17 protein-coding genes are annotated in these 18674 nt (G+C 27.3%); 10 read left to right on the top strand and 7 right to left on the bottom strand.

The window, feature by feature from the left end:
* Position 1: 1 nt before the first annotated feature.
* From A2J15_RS01540 to yajC, 6 genes are read right to left on the bottom strand one after another with little or no spacing between them, the layout of a single operon-like run.
* On the bottom strand, positions 2 to 1381 hold the full coding sequence (locus A2J15_RS01540) for a hypothetical protein (RefSeq protein WP_066778754.1): 1380 nt from the start codon (positions 1379 to 1381) through the stop codon (positions 2 to 4).
* Positions 1365 to 1877, bottom strand: a complete 513-nt coding sequence (lptE, locus tag A2J15_RS01535) for an LPS assembly lipoprotein LptE (RefSeq protein ID WP_066778751.1) — start codon at positions 1875 to 1877, stop codon at positions 1365 to 1367. Before lptE ends, A2J15_RS01540 begins: the two co-directional genes overlap by 17 nt.
* Positions 1874 to 4303, bottom strand: coding sequence for a leucine--tRNA ligase (leuS, locus tag A2J15_RS01530; protein ID WP_066778750.1), 2430 nt, complete (start codon positions 4301 to 4303; stop codon positions 1874 to 1876). Before leuS ends, lptE begins: the two co-directional genes overlap by 4 nt.
* 9 nt (positions 4304 to 4312) lie before the next feature.
* Positions 4313 to 5284, bottom strand: coding sequence for a protein translocase subunit SecF (gene secF / locus A2J15_RS01525; protein WP_066778746.1), 972 nt, complete (start codon positions 5282 to 5284; stop codon positions 4313 to 4315).
* On the bottom strand, positions 5284 to 6864 hold the full coding sequence (gene secD / locus A2J15_RS01520; protein ID WP_066778745.1) for a protein translocase subunit SecD: 1581 nt from the start codon (positions 6862 to 6864) through the stop codon (positions 5284 to 5286). The genes secF and secD overlap by 1 nt, the downstream gene beginning before the upstream one ends.
* On the bottom strand, positions 6857 to 7129 hold the full coding sequence (yajC, locus tag A2J15_RS01515; RefSeq protein WP_066778744.1) for a preprotein translocase subunit YajC: 273 nt from the start codon (positions 7127 to 7129) through the stop codon (positions 6857 to 6859). The genes secD and yajC overlap by 8 nt, the downstream gene beginning before the upstream one ends.
* On the opposite strand from yajC, the gene A2J15_RS01510 reads away from it, so the two are divergent.
* Positions 7102 to 8421: an apolipoprotein N-acyltransferase gene (locus A2J15_RS01510; protein ID WP_066778740.1), complete on the top strand. Its 1320-nt coding sequence runs from the start codon at positions 7102 to 7104 to the stop codon at positions 8419 to 8421. The two genes, yajC and A2J15_RS01510, sit on opposite strands and share 28 nt — an antisense overlap.
* A gap of 231 nt (positions 8422 to 8652) precedes the next feature.
* Here A2J15_RS01510 and metK read toward each other — a convergent pair whose 3' ends face one another.
* Complete coding sequence (metK, locus tag A2J15_RS01505; protein ID WP_066778736.1) at positions 8653 to 9849, bottom strand: methionine adenosyltransferase; 1197 nt, start codon at positions 9847 to 9849, stop codon at positions 8653 to 8655.
* A 272-nt stretch (positions 9850 to 10121) separates the two neighbouring features.
* On the opposite strand from metK, the gene sstT reads away from it, so the two are divergent.
* From sstT to smpB, 9 genes are read left to right on the top strand one after another with little or no spacing between them, the layout of a single operon-like run.
* On the top strand, positions 10122 to 11300 hold the full coding sequence (gene sstT, locus A2J15_RS01500; protein ID WP_066778729.1) for a serine/threonine transporter SstT: 1179 nt from the start codon (positions 10122 to 10124) through the stop codon (positions 11298 to 11300).
* 10 nt (positions 11301 to 11310) lie between these two features.
* Entirely contained in the window at positions 11311 to 12198 is an 888-nt protein-coding gene (locus A2J15_RS01495) for an aspartate carbamoyltransferase catalytic subunit (protein WP_066778727.1), read from the top strand.
* A gap of 3 nt (positions 12199 to 12201) precedes the next feature.
* Positions 12202 to 13923 carry a M3 family oligoendopeptidase gene (locus A2J15_RS01490; RefSeq protein WP_066778721.1) on the top strand — a complete coding sequence of 574 codons (1722 nt, stop codon included), beginning with the start codon at positions 12202 to 12204 and terminating at the stop codon, positions 13921 to 13923.
* On the top strand, positions 13917 to 14354 hold the full coding sequence (locus A2J15_RS01485; protein ID WP_066778719.1) for a hypothetical protein: 438 nt from the start codon (positions 13917 to 13919) through the stop codon (positions 14352 to 14354). The genes A2J15_RS01490 and A2J15_RS01485 overlap by 7 nt, the downstream gene beginning before the upstream one ends.
* Complete coding sequence (locus A2J15_RS01480; RefSeq protein WP_066778716.1) at positions 14351 to 16420, top strand: ATP-dependent helicase; 2070 nt, start codon at positions 14351 to 14353, stop codon at positions 16418 to 16420. Before A2J15_RS01485 ends, A2J15_RS01480 begins: the two co-directional genes overlap by 4 nt.
* Positions 16417 to 17235 carry a tRNA pseudouridine(55) synthase TruB gene (gene truB, locus A2J15_RS01475; RefSeq protein WP_066778714.1) on the top strand — a complete coding sequence of 273 codons (819 nt, stop codon included), beginning with the start codon at positions 16417 to 16419 and terminating at the stop codon, positions 17233 to 17235. Before A2J15_RS01480 ends, truB begins: the two co-directional genes overlap by 4 nt.
* Positions 17229 to 17456 carry a carbon storage regulator gene (locus tag A2J15_RS01470; protein ID WP_066778713.1) on the top strand — a complete coding sequence of 76 codons (228 nt, stop codon included), beginning with the start codon at positions 17229 to 17231 and terminating at the stop codon, positions 17454 to 17456. Before truB ends, A2J15_RS01470 begins: the two co-directional genes overlap by 7 nt.
* On the top strand, positions 17453 to 18220 hold the full coding sequence (locus A2J15_RS01465; protein WP_066778710.1) for a 4-(cytidine 5'-diphospho)-2-C-methyl-D-erythritol kinase: 768 nt from the start codon (positions 17453 to 17455) through the stop codon (positions 18218 to 18220). The genes A2J15_RS01470 and A2J15_RS01465 overlap by 4 nt, the downstream gene beginning before the upstream one ends.
* Positions 18217 to 18669: an SsrA-binding protein SmpB gene (gene smpB, locus A2J15_RS01460; RefSeq protein WP_066778708.1), complete on the top strand. Its 453-nt coding sequence runs from the start codon at positions 18217 to 18219 to the stop codon at positions 18667 to 18669. Before A2J15_RS01465 ends, smpB begins: the two co-directional genes overlap by 4 nt.
* The last annotated feature ends 5 nt before the right edge of the window (positions 18670 to 18674 follow it).

Genomic DNA, 18674 nt, shown 5'->3' with positions numbered 1-18674 from the left:
CTCACTTTATTATTGTAATTTGCTTCATTAGTTCTTCTAAAAGATTCATATTAGGTTTACTTTGTTTATCAAGATAAGTCACATGAATTTTAGGGGTGATAATATCTTGCTTATGAATAAATCTAAAATTTTCTATAGCTCTAAGATTTTTTGCAATAAGCTGAGTCATTTCATCTTTACTTTTTCCAGGAGATATGATTAAATAACTTTTTTCATCTATCATCCAAAGCTCATCCAATTCACTACAAGAATCTTTAAGAATTTTTTTAAAACGCACAAAGATCTCATTTAAACTTCCTATACCATATTTTTCCATAATAAAAAGATAATTAGTTATAGAAAATAAAACTAAAGAATAATTAACCTTATATTTATTAAAATTTTCATCCATCTTATCAAGTTCTTTAAACACATTCCAAGCTTCTCTTTCTTCTATATTTTGAGCAAATTGGATTTGATTGTGTAAAGATGTAATTTTTTCTCCAAGTCGTTGAAATTTTAACTTCAAATCTTCAAAACTAAGCCTTATTTTCCCATTTTCATCAGCTTTTAAAGAATGAATAAAATCTATATTACTTTCATAAGATTTATCAAGTAAAAAAAGTAATTCTTCAATTTTTTTTAAATTATCATTAAAAAAATTTAAATTTTTTTGTACATACATATTATCAACTGCTAAACGGTAATTAATTAATTGCATCAATTCAGTTTTAAAATTATCTTCATTTATTATAAAAGGTTTTTGCATTAAATTTTGCATAAAAGTTTGAATTTTTAAATCTTGTACCAATGAAGGTTTCAAACCTAAAGATAATAAATGAGCAAAATACTCATCACCGTGTTTTTGAAGTTTTGTTAAAAGCTTTTTAATGACACTATCATAATCATCATGTTTATTAATACCATATTTTCGAAGTTGCTCTTCTAAATCGCTTTCTTCATAACTATTTTCAAGTTCTTTCCATTTTTTAGAAAGTAAATAAATATTTTCACTATCCATTGTTTTAGAAATCCGAATTGAAGTTATTCTAGCTAATTCTTTTATTTTTTTATCTTTACTTATTTGCAAAATTTTAGATATCAAAGTTAATAATTCAAAAAATTCACTAAATTGCTTTCCACTTTGTCTATTTAAAATAGAAATCAAAAAACTCACCAATTCTTCTAAATTCCGCACTGTTTTTAAATCTAATTCTTGCTGATAAATTGGCAAAAGCAAGGCTTTATATTTATCAAGCTTTATCTTATTTGAACTTGTAATACCATATTTTGAAGAAATTTCTTCAAAAATTTCTGTATAATTTTCAGGAGTAGGTTTTAATTTTCTTTCTTTTAATACAATTAAAGTTTGCTTTGCTATTTCATTAATATTTGGTATCACGCCTTTGCCCTTTGATAGCTATTACTGAAATAAATTCATCAAATGCTTCACCAGAAGCTGATCGAATAGCCTCATATCGTGCAGAATCGCTAATAATGCTATTAGGCGAAATTTCAAAATTATAAGTCCCACTTGTACTAAAAGTTTGACTTGTTCCATCTTTAAAAACTACATTAAAATCTAAATTTAACTTAGCTTTATAGCTAATAACATAACCATGCTTATCATAGGCTAAAGGAATAAATTCTAAATTATTCATTTTAACATTAATCACATCATCAGCTTCATGTTTTAAAGCAAGCTTGCGTCCTAATTTTGAAATCACCATTTCTTTTAAAGTATCTGCCACAAAAATACTATTTCTTGGATCTTGTTGGCTTAATTCAACATTAACATAAACTTTTTCATCAAAAATATTATTAGCAATTTTTGAAGTAGGAATATAACCACAAGCATGTAAAAATAAAACTATACAACAAACTAAAATTTTTTTCATTTAATCACCAAATTAACTAATTTATCCTTTACATAAATCTCTTTAATGATACTTTTACCTTCAAGCCATTTTGCTACATGTTCTTTTGCAAGCATTAAAATTTCTTTTTCACTAGTTGTATTTGAAACCTCAAATTCAACTCTTTTTTTGCCATTAATACTTACTACTAAAATTACACTATCTTTAATAAAAACCTCTTCTTTTAATTCTAATTTTGTAAAATTTTTACAATCAAAAAGTTCTTTGCTAAGTTCAAAACAAATATGAGGAATAATAGGTTCTAAAATATTTAAAATAATATAAAATGCTTCTTGTTCTAAAGCTTCATTTTTGCAAACTCCTAATGCATTTAAAGCTTCCATACAAGCTGCAATTAAAGTATTAAAAGCAAAACTTTGGTGATATACTTCAAAAGATTTTTTTAAAGCTTCATAAACTTTTAACCTTGCATATTTTTCTTCTTTATTTAAATCTTCTTGATTTAATTTTAATAATACACCTTTTTTCACATTTTGCGCCCTATCATAAAGCTTACAAATAAATCTATAAGCACCTTCAAGTGCATCATCATTCCATTCTAATTCTTTAGCCGGGGGTGCAGCAAAAAGTATAAAAAGTCTTGCCGTATCAGCACCATATTTTTCAACAATTTCATCAGGATCTACAACATTTCCTTTAGATTTTGACATTTTAACCCCATTTTTTAAAACCATACCCTGAGTTAAAAGTCTATTAAAAGGTTCATCTTGAGTTAAATACCCTAAATCTCTTAAAACTTTTTGAAAAAATCTAGCATAAAGTAAATGCAAAATAGCATGCTCAATACCACCTATATATTGATCCACATTCATCCAATATTGCACACTTTTTTCATCTAAAACTTTATCTTCCCAAGTATTTTCATCACTTGCAAAACGTGCAAAATACCATGAACTCTCAAAAAATGTATCTAAAGTATCACTTTCTTTTTGTGCTTGTTTACCACATTTTGGACAAATGCACATTTTCCAAGTTGGATGCCTATCTAATGGATTTCCTTCACCTGTAATTTCAACATCATCTGGCAAAATAATAGGAAGATTTTCTAATTTTTGAGGAACTACACCACAATTTTGACATTGAATCATAGGAATAGGTGCACCCCAATATCTTTGGCGTGAAACACCCCAATCACGAATTTTAAAATTAATAACTCTTTTTCCTATTTTTTCATTTTCAAATTTAGATATAATTTTTGATCTTGCCTCATTACACTCAAGATTATCAAATTCTTCACTATTAATAAGAGTACCTATTTTATGAGTATAAGGTAAATTTTCTTGAGTTTTAATGACTTCTTTTATATTAAGATTATATTTTTTTGCAAATTCAAAATCCCTCTCATCATGAGCTGGAACTGCCATTACCGCACCACTACCATAATCAAATAAAACAAAATTAGCTACCCATAAAGGAATTTTTTCTTTTGTTAAAGGATGAATGGCATGAATTCCTAAAAAATATCCTTCTTTTTGTGCACTTTGTCTTTCTCTTTGGCTTTGATTACAAATCATTTTAATTTTATTTATTACATTTTGATCTAAAACAGCTTTTAAAAGCAAATTTTGAACAATTTCATGTTCTGGTGCTAAAGCAATATAAGATACTCCATAAATAGTATCTGCTCTAGTTGTAAAAACTTCTAAAGATTTTACACCAATTTTTTGTTGACTTTCTTCATCTAAATTTAAAGAAAACTTCAAACCTTCACTTTTTCCTATCCAATTTTCTTGCATAGTTAAAACTTGATTTGGCCACTTGTCTTTTAATTGATCTAGATCTTTTAAAAGCTCTTGTGCATAAGCAGTAATCTTAACATAATATCCTGGCATTTTTTTTTGTATCACCTCATGGCCACAACGCCAACATTTTCCATCTTCTACTTGCTCATTAGCCAAAACAGTTTGATCTTTTTCACACCAATTTACATTAGCTTCTTTGGTATAAATCAAACCCTTTTCAAACATTTTAATAAATAATTCTTGTTCAAATTTTGTATAAATAGGATCTGAAGTTGCAAGTATTCTTTTTTTAGAAAAAGAAAAACCTAAATTAAAAAGCTCATTTTTCATATAAGCTATATTTTCATAAGTCCATGTTTTTGGATGAATTTTATGTTTGATTGCAGCATTTTCAGCAGGCATACCAAAACTATCAAAACCTATAGGATGTAAAACATTAAAACCTATTTTACGATAATATCTAGCTAAAGCATCTCCTATAGTATAATTTCTTACATGCCCCATATGAATACGACCACTAGGATAAGGAAACATAGATAAAATATATTTTTTAGGCAAAGTTAAATCATCTTTTGGCTCAAAACATTTATTTTCATCCCAAATTTTTTGCCACTTTTTTTCTATTAAACTTGCTTTATAAGCCATAATTTCTCCTTACACCATCCCTTTTTCATACATAGCACGATGACGTTCTTTTTCTTGCTTTCTTTTTATTTTTTCTATTTCTTTATTTCTAAAATCAAGCACACTAAATTTAAACCATAATAAAGTTGGACTTGCTACAAAAATAGAACTCAAAGTCCCTATAGTTATACCCACAATTAAAGCCAAAGAAAAACCTTGTATCATTTCTCCACCAAAAAAATAAAGTATAATAACTGTAGCTAAGGTAAGTCCTGAAGTTAACACTGTTCTTGATAAAGTTGCTGAAACACTTTCATTAATAATAGATGCAAGTTCATTTTTTTTACTTGTCTTAATATTTTCTCTAATTCTATCAAAAATAATAATAGTGTCATTTAAAGAATAACCAAGTACAGTTAAAACAGCGGCTAAAGTATCTAAATTAACATCAATTTGAAATAAAGCAATGGCTCCTAGAGTAATAACAACATCATGAATTTCACTAATAATAGCCGCAAGAGCAAAACGCCACTCAAAACGCACAGCTATATAAATTAAAATTGCCACTAAAGACACCACTATAGCCATTAAACCTTTATTTCTAAGCTCATCACCTACTTTTGGTCCCACTATATCAGCACGACGTATTTCAAATTTTCCTGTATCTTTTAAAAGAAAACTCATATGTTCACTAATATCACTACTAACATTATCATTGCTTCCTAAAAAACGTATAGTTACTTCCTCATTGCTTCCAAATTCAGTTACAGATAAATTTTGAAAAGTGCCTTGTTTTTCTAAAATTTCACGAATTTCTTCTATAGGAGCTTTGTTGTCATATTTTATTTGAACTAAAGTTCCTCCACTAAAATCGATACCATACTGCAATCCTCTATCTAAAAGCAAATAAATAGAACCAAAAAACAAAATAAAAGAAAAAGAAATAGCAATAAAACGTATTTTCATAAAATCATAAATTTTCTTTTCCCTAAAAAATTGCATTATTTTCTCCTATAAGCAAACCAAAATCTTGTATTTTTACTTTTCTCAATATAATCCATAAAATAATCAAACATTCCATGCGTTCCCCAAATTGCTGTAATCATAGAAACAACAATACCAATACCCAAAGTCACAGCAAAACCTTTAACTGCTCCTGTTCCATAAGCATAAAGAACCACAGAAGTTACAAGAGAAGTAAGATTTGAATCTATAATTGCACTCATAGCATTTTTATAACCTTGCTCTATGCTTGATCTTATACCCACTCCATCACGTAAAAGCTCTCGAATACGCTCATTTATAATAACATTGGCATCAACAGCCATTCCCACAGTTAAAACCAACCCTGCCATTCCTGGTAAAGTTAAAGTAGCTCCAAACATTGCCATAATAGCTATAACCACTAAAACATTAACAAGCATAGCAATATTAGCAAAAATTCCAGCTACACCATAATACATTATCATAAATATAACAATAAATACAGATGCACCCATTAAAGCTATCATACTCATTTTAATACTATCAGCACCTAAAGATGGACCTATACTTCTTTGCTCAAGAAGCTTTACAGGTGCAATTAAAGCTCCACTTCTTAAAGCCACAGCCACATCATGCGCTTCTTCTTGAGTAAAAGATCCACTAATTTGTCCACTACCTCCACCTATACGCTCATTAATAGAAGGAGCAGAATATACCTTATTATCAAGCACAATTGCAAGACGCTTTCCAATATTAGCTCCTGTATAATCAGCAAATTTTCTAGATCCCTCTGCATTTAAAGTAAAATTAATCACAGGATAAGTGCTTTTATCACTAAAACCTACTCTAGCATCAGTAAGCATAGAACCATCAAGTACGGGGATACTTTTTAATGGATATTTTATATTAGGATTACGAGAATCAGGAAGTAAAACAATGCCATAACTTGCTGCTTCAGCATCACTCATATTTGAAGCTTGATTCATTTTTGAATCATCTACTTCCATTAATTGCAAATGAGCTGCTTTTGTAATACGTTCTTTTGCCCTTAATTCATCCTCTTTAGTTTTAATACCTGCAAGTTCAACTAAAATCTTATCTTCACCCTGTTTAGCTACAGTTGGCTCTGCTAAACCAAACTGATCTAAACGATTTCTTATAGTTTCAACTGCTTGTAAAAGTGCAAAATTTTCTATATTTTTTACTTCTTCAGGAAGAAAAGAAATTTTATAATGCATATTTTCACTTTGCACATGAATTCCTTTAATTTCTTGAAGTAAATTTTCAACCTTTGCAATATCAGCATTATCAAGTAAAATAAATTCTAAAATATTATCATGGATACTTAAACCATCATTTAGTATGTTTTCTTTATTAAAAGAATAATTTAATGAAGATGCAATTGATTTGATTTTTGAATTTACAGCTTCTTTATTATCTACACCCAAAAGCATATAAAGACCACCTTGTAAATCAAGTCCTAGGTTAATTTTAGCTCCATATTGTGATTGAAAAAAAGAAGGGAGTGAAAATATTATTCCAAAAACAAATACCCCTATAAAAACAATCAAGCGATAGCTGATTTTAACACTACGCATCAATTTTCTTTGCTATAAATTCTCGTGAAATTTTTACAATAACATTATCTTCATTAAGCTTAACTTTGATAAAATCTTGCTCTGGTTTAACCACCTCACAAATTAATCCACCGTTGGTGATGATTTTATCTCCTTTTTGCAAGGATTCAAGCATTTGTTTATGTGCTTTTGCTTGTTTTTGTTGAGGTCTAATAACCAAAAAATAAAAAATCGCAAATAACACTACAAGAGGTAACAATGAAGTTAAAATTGAATTTTCTGCCATATTTTTCCTTTATCCCAAAAAAAATAAATACTAATTCTATCATTTTTAAAATAATAAAAGTCTTTTTTATTGCAATTTTACTCTCAAATTCTATTTATTTATCATTTTTTGAAAATCTTTTTACCCAAACTATAAGTCCTTTTCTTGCAATTTGGGGCTTAATTTTATTATTGAAAAATAAAAATGCTAAAAATTATTTTTGGATAGGTTTTTTTGTAGGAATTCTCTGGTTTTGGTGGCTAGGCTTATCTTCAATTTATTTTAATTTAAACTATTTAACCTTCATCATACCTCTTATTATTGGTCTTGTTTATGGCACACTTTTTAGTTTATGTTATTTATTAAAATTTGACTTTTTAAGGCTATGTGGAATTTTTTGCTTAAGTTTTATTCATCCACTTGGTTTTGATTGGCTTAATTGGGGTATTTTTACAGTATATGGTTTTTTTGATCCAAGTTATCGTGGTATTATTTCCTTATTTTTAATGGCTTATTTTATTTACGAAGGCTACATTTCAAGATATTACAAAATAGCTATAATTATTATTTTATTTTTTATAGGATTTCAATATAATGAAAAAGTTGCCTCAACCCTTAATGTAAAATACAAACTTATCAATACCAACATTTCTCAAGATCAAAAATTTTTACAAGCAAATCTTATCTTTCATTCTAATGATTTAATCAAACAAATTATACAAGCTATAGAAGAAAAAAAACAACTTATAATCTTGCCTGAAACTGCCTTTGCATTTAATTTAAAAAATACCCAATATGAATCTATACTTAAAAATTTATCTCATCGCATTACTATTATCACAGGAGCATTTAATGTCGAAAAAAATCTTGTTTATAATAGTACTTATATTTTTAAACAAGGTCATGTTTATATTTTAAATAAACATTTTCTAGTTCCTTTTGGAGAGAAAATTCCATTTTTTGCAAATTTTATAAAAAAATACTTTTTAAAAAATATTGAAGAATTTACACCAGGTCCAATACAAAGCAAATATCAACTTAACAATCAAATCATTACTAATGCCATTTGCTATGAAGCTACAAAAGAACGTAATTATAAAAATTCACAAATTATTATAGCTTTAAGTAATAACGCCTGGTTTAATAATAGTACTGAATATAAATTACAACAACTCTTAATGAAATTTTATTCAAGTAAATATGGTGTTAGTGTTTATCATGCAACAAATGCTAAAGAAAGTATAATCATATTACCAAAAAAAAGATTGATTGAAGAATGGAAAAAATTCTTGAATGAAAATTTTAATTTTTAAAAAAAATAATATTATCATTTTGGTTTTAAGGTAATTTAAGTTATTATGTTTTATAATTACATAAAGCATTTGACTTAGAGGGGTTTTTGCCCCAGCTAAATAAAAAATTTATTTAGCCTCCTTCCTAACTTTTATATTTATGGGGGATATTTTTATAAATATCCCTCTAAGTCAAATTAATTATTGACTAATATGCAAACCTAGATTTCTTAAGTTTGCATATTTAAAAAATTAAAGTAGACTTTTAAATTTTTCTAAAGCGTCAAGCTTCTCCCAAGGATAATCTTTTTGTCCTACTTGTCCACGTGCTGCTACATCTGCATAAAGAAAAGTATCTTTACTTGGTTTATCTAAATGGAATTTATCACGGATCCAATTTGGTGTTAATGCAAAATTTTCCATTACAAATTCACTTAAAATATCATCGTTTACACTTGCATTTGTCCCCATACAATCAACACTGATAGAAGTTGGTTTTGCAACACCTATAGCATAACTAAGCTGAACTATACATTTTTTAGCAAGCCCTGCTGCAACTATATTTTTAGCAAGCCATCTAGCCGCATAAAGACCACTTCTATCTACTTTAGTATAATCTTTACTAGATTGTGCACCTCCACCTATTGGTGAATAACCCCCAAAACTATCAACTATAAGCTTTCTTCCTGTTAAACCGCTATCATGCAAAGAAGAATGATTAACATATTTACCTGTTGGATTAATTAAAATTTTAGTTTGCTCAGGGTTAAAAAGCTCTTGCGGCAAATTACTATCTAAAATCAATTTCATTACTAAAGATCTTAAATCTTGTATATTCATACTTGCAACACAAGGTGCAGAAACAACTATAGTATGAATACTTTGAGGATTACAATTTTCAAAATTTGCTTTAGTGCCATAATCAATCGTCACTTGGGTTTTAATATCTACTCCAAGTTCATGTGGATGAGTTTTTGCATAAGCATACACCTTATCACAAAGCATTCTAGCATAACTAATAGCTGCTGGCATATATTCGTCTGCTTCACAACTTGCAAAACCAAACATAATACCTTGATCTCCTGCACCTGTTTCTCCATCTTCTTGATCTACGCCTTGATTGATATCTGGACTTTGTTCATTTAAAAACACCATTACATCAACCTCATCAGGATGTAAACATTGATCCTTGCTAAAGTATCCTGCTCCATCATATCCTATGTTTTTTAAAACATCTTTAACTAAATTATCGTAATCAGCTTTACTAAGCTTGTGATTTGATTTTACCTCACCACCTATCACAACCTTATTTCCTGCGACAAAAACCTCACTCGCCACTCTTGAATTTTTGTCATTTTTCAAGAGTATATCCACTATTGTATCAGCGATTATATCAGCACATTTATCTGGATGACCTGCGCTTACGACTTCTGAAGTGAATAGATACATAAAAAGTCCTTTTGTTTAAATTAAAAAATAAAATGACATTCTAACTTAATTAAACTTGCTAAAGCTTAATTTTAATAAACTTTAATTGTTTATTTAATTTATTAAAATAAAAATATCTTATAAAAAGCACTATAAACTATTTTTATAAAAATAATAATTTTACTTATTTTCAAAATTAAGTGGCACAAAACACCCTCTTAACAAAGTAATATTTACAAAAATTAAGCTTAAGTTAGATAAAATCAAAACTATAATTTTGTTTAAAGGTTATCATGTTTTCAAAATGGATCCAAAAATATGCTAAAGGAAATTTAATACTCCAAATTTGCACAAGTATTGTTCTAGGAACTATACTAAGTATATTTTCAAAAGATTTAGCTCAAATAGCTAATTTATTAGGAATTTTATTTATCAATGCCTTAAAAGCTATTGCTCCTATACTCGTTTTTATCTTAATTTTATCTTCAATTTGTACTAAAAATTTCTCTGGACAGAGTCGTAAGATTAAAAATATTATTATACTTTACATTATAGCTACTTTTATTGCTTCAGCATGTGCAGTTTTTGCTAATTTTTTCTTTCCTGTAACTCTTGTTTTAGAAAATATTCAAATTGCTACAAATCCCTCTCCTGCAAATATTGCCGAGATTTTTAAAGAACTTTTATTAAAAATTGTTGACAATCCTGTTCATGCTCTTGCTAATGGAAATTACCTTGGTATTTTAACTTGGGCTATAGCTGGAGGTATTGCTTTAAGACATTGTTCTATACAAACTAAACAAATCTTTACAAATCTTAATGAAGGAGTTTTAAAAATTGTTCAATTTATCGTAAAACTTGCACCTTTTGGAATTTTTGGGCTTGTAGCTAATTCTGTCGCACAAACAGGAACACAAGGTTTATTAAGTTATGTTAAAGTATTATTTTTACTTGTAAGTACTATGCTTTTTGTTAATTTTGTAATTAATACCTTAATAGTTTTTTGCTATACCAAAAAAAATCCTTTTCCCCTAATTTTTATTTGTCTAAAACACAGTGCATTTTTTGCTTTTTTTACAAGAAGCTCAGCGGCAAATATTCCTGTAAATATGACACTTTGTTCCAAACTCGGTATAGATAAAGAATTTTATAGTCTTGCTATACCTTTGGGCGCAAATATCAATATGGCTGGAGCAGCCATTACTATAGCAATTTTAAGTTTAAGTGCAGCTAATACTGTTGGTATAGAAATTAGTCTTTTACAAGCTTTTTTATCAGGTGGTTCTTTATTACTTGTACCTCTAGCTTGTTCTTTGTTTAACATTGATTATGATATAACAATGAAAGTTGTGGCTATAGGTTTTATTATAGGCATTATTCAAGATAGTGTTGAAACTGCTTTAAATAGTTCTACAGATGTTCTTTTTACTGCAATTTGTTCCAAAAATAAATTAAATTATAATATAAAATAAGGTAAAAAATATGCGTCATCTCCTTAGCACAAAAGATTTAAACAAAAATGAAATCATGCAAATTTTTAAAGAAGCGAAAGATTTCTTAGATGAACAAGCTAGAAGCTACCTTGAAGGTAAACAAATTATAACTATTTTTTTTGAAAACTCAACACGTACACTTTCATCGTTTGAAAGTGCCGCACAAAGATTAGGCGCTAAAGTTTTACGTCTTGATGTTTCAAGATCAAGCTCAAGCAAGGGCGAAACACTTTATGACACTGTTGCAAATTTAGATGCTATGAATCCTGATGCTATTATAATAAGACATGCAAATTCAGGCGCCCCTTTCATGCTTACAAAATATGTACACTGTCCTATTATTAACGCAGGAGATGGAAAACATGCTCACCCTACTCAAGCTTTATTAGATTTATTTACTATTTATAATCATTTTAATGGCAATATCAAAAATAAAAAAATTAGTATAGTAGGAGATATTAAAAATTCACGCGTTGCAAGCTCTAATATAGAACTTTTAACAAGATTTGGTCTTGATATTAATTTAATTGGACCTCCACATTTTATGCCTAAGACTCATCTTAAACAATTTTATCAGTTAGATAAAGATATTATAGAAAACTCAGACATTATTATGAGTCTTAGAACGCAAACTGAAAGGCACAATAAAATTGTTTATGCTTCACTTCAAGACTATGCTAATGATTTTTGTATTCAAAAAAATCTTATTAAAAACAAAAAACTCATTTTATTACATCCAGGTCCTGTAAATCGTAATATAGATATCAGCGATACAATGATGCAAGATAAAAGAACTTTAATTTTAAAACAAGTAAAAAATGGTATTGCTATTAGAATGGCTATTCTTAAAAAATTAATATTAGAAAACAAAGGATAAAATATGTTAGAATGGGATTTAAGTACTTTATTTAAAAACAAAGACGAATTAAAAAATTTTACTCAAAAACACATCCAAACCAGTTTAAATTTTAAAAAAAATTATGAAAATAAACTTCAAACATTAGGTACTAAAGAATTTTTACAAGCTTTAAAAGATTATGAAAATTTAAATCAAGCCCTTGGCAAAATTATGACTTATGCCTATTTGCTTTTTGCAAAAAATACTCAAAATGGATCTTTTTATGCTAAATATGAAGAAGAATGTAAAAAAATTGAAGAAAATTTGCTTTTTTTTGAACTTGAATTTTGTGAATTAGAATCTAAAAAAGCTCAGGAATTAGTGAATTTTTGTCAAGATTACAGTTTTTACCTTGCTAATTTACTCCAAAATAAACGCTACAATCTTAGTAAAAATGAAGAACGCATCATGCTTTATCTCTCCAACACAGGTGCAAACGCTTTTAGCAGACTATTTGATGAAAACATGAGTGCTTTAAAAATTCCATTTGAAGGTAAAAAACTTAGCGAAGAAGAAATCTTAAGTAAAATGTATGATGCAGATAGAACAATACGTAAAAAAGCAGCTAAAAAATTTACCAAAGCTTTACAAAAAAATAGCAAACTTTTAAGTTTTATTATTAATATGATTAAAACAGAAAGAAAAAATATATCCTTACTAAGAGGTTATGAAAATGCTGAAATTTCAAGGCATATTAGCAATCAAATTTCTCAAAAAAGCGTAGACTCCTTAATTTTAAGTGCACAAAAGCATTTTAACTTAGTATCACAATTTTATAAAAGAAAAAAACAAATTTTAGGTTATGATGAATTAAAAGATTATGATAGATATGCACCCATTGGCAAAGAAGCTCATTTTGATTTTCAAACCAGTAAAAATATTATTTTAGAAGCCTTTAAAACTTTTTCACCTCAATTTTATGAAATAGCAAACAATGCTTTTAATCAAGGTTGGATAGATGTCTATCCTCAAGAGAATAAACAAGGTGGAGCTTTTTCACATTCTGCTACTGCAGATGCTCATCCTTTTATTTTATTAAATTACACTAATAAAAGACGTGATCTTTTTACACTTGCTCATGAATTAGGGCACACTATTCATCAACAACTTTCTTATAATGTAAGCTATTTAAATCAAAACACACCTTTAACTACAGCAGAAACCGCTTCAGTTTTTGCTGAAATGTTAGTTTTTGACTTTATTAAAGATAAACTCAAAAAAGAAGAACTTTTATCACTATATGCAAATAAAATTGAAGATATTTTCGCAACTTTTTATAGGCAAATTAATTTTACTTGTTTTGAAAGACGTTTACATGCCCAAGAAAACGAACTCAGCACTGAAGAATTAAATAAAATTTGGATAGAAGAATCACAAAAAATGTTTCAAGATAGCGTAAAACTTACAAAAAACTATGCTTTTTGGTGGAGCTATATTCCTCATTTTATTCATTCACCTTTTTATTGTTATGCTTATGCTTATGCACAACTTTTAGTCTTAGCGCTTTATGGACTTTATAAAAGTGAAAAATGCCCTAATTTTAAAGAACTTTATATAAAAATGCTCTCTTTAGGTGGTAGTGTAAGCCCTAAAGATCTCGTAAAAATGTTTGGTTTTGACATAGAAGATGAAAATTTTTGGGAAATAGGCATAAAAGAAATTAAAAAATTAATTGATGAATTTATGGAGTTAAAAACATGTTAGATAAAATTTTACAAGATAATGATTTTATCATTACCATGCAAAAATATTGTTATGAAATTATTACGATTTTAACTCAAAAAAATATAGAATTTTCTATAGTTGTTAATACAAAATTTATAGATTTTAATCCCGAGCTTCCCAAAGAATTAGATCTTAAACAAAACCCTTATACTCTTTTTGCTCTTGGAGGATATACTTTTAAATCCATCCAATTGACAAAAGATTATATTCAATTTCATGCTGGTTTTGGTAATGATGATTTTGACAGTTTTGTAAAAGTTGATTTAGGGGCAATTACACAAATTCAGGTAGAAAATAATATTATTTTTGTTAATTTTAGCTTATATAAACGCAAACAAAATGACAGTTCTGAAAAATCAAAAACAATATTTCTTAATAATCCTAAAAATAAAGATATTTTTAAAAAATGAATTTGTTCAAAGACTTAAATAAAAATCAAAAAGAAGCTGTAACGCATATTGATGGAGCTATGCTTATCTTAGCAGGCGCAGGTAGCGGAAAAACAAAAACCATTACAACACGTCTTGCTTATTTAATTGGTGAAGTAGGCATACCCTCTTATAACACTCTTACTCTAACTTTTACAAATAAAGCAGCAAATATTATGCGAAATAGAGCACTAAGTTTTCTAAAAGGAAACGAAAACCCTTTACTTTGCACTTTTCATAAATTTGGACTTTTATTTTTAAAACTTCATTTTGAAAGATTACAACGAAAAAATAATTTTGTTGTTATAGATACTGATGATACTAAAAAAATCATTAAAGATTTAATTTTTGATAAAAATCAAGATAATGTTTATGATATTATTAAATATATATCTTATTTTAAAAATGAAAGCAAAAGATCCAAAGATATATTTCAAGATTTAAATTTATTAAAAGAACATAGTTTTGAAAAATATCAAATTATGAATAAAATTGCTAATTATTATCATGCTTATGAAGAATACTTATTAAAATATAATTTTGTAGATTTTGATGATCTTTTATTATTGAGCAATATTATTTTAGAAAACGACAAGAATTTTGCTAAAGAACAAAGCTTACTTTACCGCTATATTACAGTTGATGAATATCAAGATACAAATACCCTACAATATAAAATTCTAAAAAATCTCTCCTATGCCCATGAAAATATTACTGTTGTAGGTGATGATGATCAAAGTATTTATAGTTGGCGTGGGGCTAAAATTGAAAATATTTTAAATTTTAAAAATGAATTTAGCAATGTTAAACTTGTAAAATTAGAACAAAATTACCGATCTGTAGGAACTATTTTACAAGCTGCTAATAACCTTATAGCTCATAACAAACAAAGATTAGGAAAAAATTTAATTTGTACCAAACAAACAGGTGAAAGCGTTAAAGTTTTAAAAAATGAAAATGAAAAAACTGAAAGCTTATGTATAGCACAAAAAGTAAAAAATTTATTAAATTCTGGAATTGAAGCTAGAGAAATTGCTATTTTATTTCGTGTAAATGCTCTATCAAGAGCTATAGAAGAAACTTTCATGAAAGAAAAAATTGCTTATAAATTACTTAGTGGGATGCGCTTTTATGAAAGATTAGAAATCAAAGATCTTATTTGTTATCTAAGACTTGTTTTTAATCCTAATGATGATCTAGCATTTAAACGTATCATTAATCGCCCTAAAAGATCTATAGGTTCAAAAGCCTTAATAAAACTAGAAGAATATGCACAAAAACATCAAATTTCACTTTTTGATGCCCTATGCGAAAATGACAATGGTATAGGAATTTTATCTAGTAAAAAAGCTCAAAATGAAGCAAATATCTTTATACAAAATATCCATATATTAAGGAGTTTTGATAATTTAAAAGATCTTTTTGATAATATAGAAAAATTATTTAAAATTAAAGATTATTTTTCAAAACAAGATGAAGCAGATGAAAGAGTTCGCAATCTTGATGAATTTTATGCTAACTTAAAGGATAAACTTAAAGAAAAACCTGATGCCACTTTAGAAGAATTACTAAGCGAAATTTCTTTATTAAGTGATCAAGATGGCTTGGATGAAGAATGTGTTTGTTTAATGAGTATTCATGCTAGCAAAGGCTTAGAATTTGACCATGTTTTTATAATAGGTTTTGATGAGGGTTTTTTTCCTTTAAATCACGAAGCAAATCTTGAAGAAGAACGTCGTCTTGCCTATGTTGCTATTACTCGTGCTAAAAAATCTCTAACCCTAAGTCTTGCAAATTCCCGTTTTCATAATGGTTTAAGAACAAATATCAGTCCTAGTCGTTTTCTACAAGAAAGTCTATTAAATAACACTGATTCATCGCACAAGAATAAAACTTCTTTTCATAAAGGAGATTTAGTAAAACATAAAATTTTTGGTATTGGTAGAATTGTTCAAATCAATCAAAACGATAAAGAAACAAAACTTAATATTAATTTTGGAGGCATAATGCGTATGATTATAGCAAGTTTTGTAGAAAAAGTTATATGAATAAAATTTTTGTAGCCTTTAAACCTAGAACTTTAAGCTCTAATGCTTTTTTAAATCAACTTAAAAAAAAATATCAAAATAAAAAAGCAGGTTATTCTGGCACTTTAGATCCTTTTGCAAAAGGAGTTTTAATCGTGGCCTTTGGACAATATACAAAATTATTTCGTTTTTTAAGAAAAACTCCAAAAACTTACAAAGCTACCTTATGGCTTGGTACACATTCTTTAAGTCTTGATGATCAAAATATTCAAGAAATTAAAATCTTACAAGCATTTAATCTTGAAAAATTAAATCATCTTATTCATCAAATGCAAGGAAAAATTTCTTACATACCACCGCAATTTAGCGCTAAAAAAATAAATGGGATTCGGGCTTATAAATTAGCAAAAAAAGGTTTAAAAGCTAATTTAAAATCTTGTCAAATGGAAATTTTTAATTGCAAAATTCTAAGCTATAATCATCCTTTTTTAAATATAGAAATAACTGTTAGCGAAGGAGCTTATATAAGATCTTATTGTGAACTTTTTGCTAAAAAATTAAATATTCATGCTACTTTAAGCTCTTTAGAACGGATTAAAGAAGGTGATTTTATCTATGAAAATGAAAAAAGTTTAAATATATTAAAATATCTTAATTTAAAACCTAATTTTATCAAAGATTTAAATAAACTTGAAAATGGTACTAAAATTTTCATTGAAGATTTACAATTTCATGATGAAGGAGATTATTATATTCAAACAAAAAAATACTTTAGTATAATCAATATTAAAGAAAATACAGTAAAATATCTTTTAAATAAGGTTGAAAAATGTTAATATTATCAAGAAAAGAAAATGAAAGTATAATTATTGGTGAAGGCATAGAAATAAAATTAATACAAACAGGTAAAGGTTATGCTAAAATAGGCATACAAGCTCCAAAATCTCTTATGATTTTACGTAAAGAACTTGTACAACAAGTTAAAGATGAAAACCTACATTCTGTAATTCAAAATGATATAAAATTAGATGTTTTGAGTAAAAAACTAATCAAATGAAAGCTTATGCTAAAGCAAATATTTTTTTAAAACTTACTGGATTTGACTTAAGAAAATATCATCTTTTAGAATCACGTTTTATACTCTTAAAAGATCTTTTTGATGAACTTGAACTTGTAGACAAACCAGTAAATTCTAAACAAGAATTCCAAATCATTAGTGATTTTAAATGCGAAAATAATATTATTAACAAAGCGTATTTGCTGCTTTGTAAAACATATAAGAATGAATTAAAAGAATTATTTAGTACTAAAAGCTTAAAGCTTACAAAAAATATTCCTATATGTGCTGGACTTGGAGGTGGTAGTAGTGATTGTGCTACTTTTTTAAAGCTTATGAATGAAACTCTTAATTTAAAATTAAATACACAAAAACTTATTGATTTAAGCATGGAATTAGGAAGCGATATTGCTTTTTTTCTGAGTGGTTTTAATGCAGCTAATGTTAGTTCTTGTGGAGAAATCATACAAGAATTTGAAGATGATATACCTCAATTAAATTGGATTTTTCCTAAAATATCCTGTCATACTAAAGCCGTTTATGATGAATTTGATAAAACAAATTTTGATTTTGAGAAAAATAATAAGGAAGCTAAAATTTATAAAAAACTTAGTACAAAAGAATTATTACATAATTTTAAAAATGAAAAACTAAATGACTTATTTACTCCTTGTGTAAATTTATACCCTAAAATGAAGTCTTATTTAAAACAAGATTTCTTTTTAAGCGGGAGTGGAAGTACCGTTTTTAAGGTTAGCAAATGAAAATTATTGTAAGAAACAAAAAAGCTTTATTTGATTATAGTATTATTGAGCGCTTTGAAGCTGGACTTGTTTTAAAAGGAAGTGAAGTGGTAGCTTTACGAGCTGGAAGGGCAAATCTTAAAGATTCTTTCGTTCGTATTATAAAAGGTGAAATTTTTCTACTTAATGCCCATATTTCTTTGCTTAATACAAGTCATTATTTTTATAAACATGAAGAAAAAGCGCCTAGAAAGTTATTAATGCATAAAAAACAAATTGATAAATTATTAGGTAAAGTAAGCATCCAAGGATATACTATCGTGGCTTTAGATTTTTATTTTAATACAAAAAATAAAGTTAAAACAACCCTTGCTTTAGCCAAAGGAAAAAATTTACATGATAAACGTGAAAGTTTAAAGAAAAAACAAGCTGATTTAGAAGCTAAAGCTGCAATGAAAAATTATAAATAAAGGAT

Source organism: Campylobacter hepaticus (assembly GCF_001687475.2).
Classification (GTDB): Bacteria; Campylobacterota; Campylobacteria; order Campylobacterales; family Campylobacteraceae; genus Campylobacter_D; species Campylobacter_D hepaticus.
Note: the sequence above shows the minus strand (reverse complement) of the source record. Positions and strands in the feature narration are given on the sequence as shown.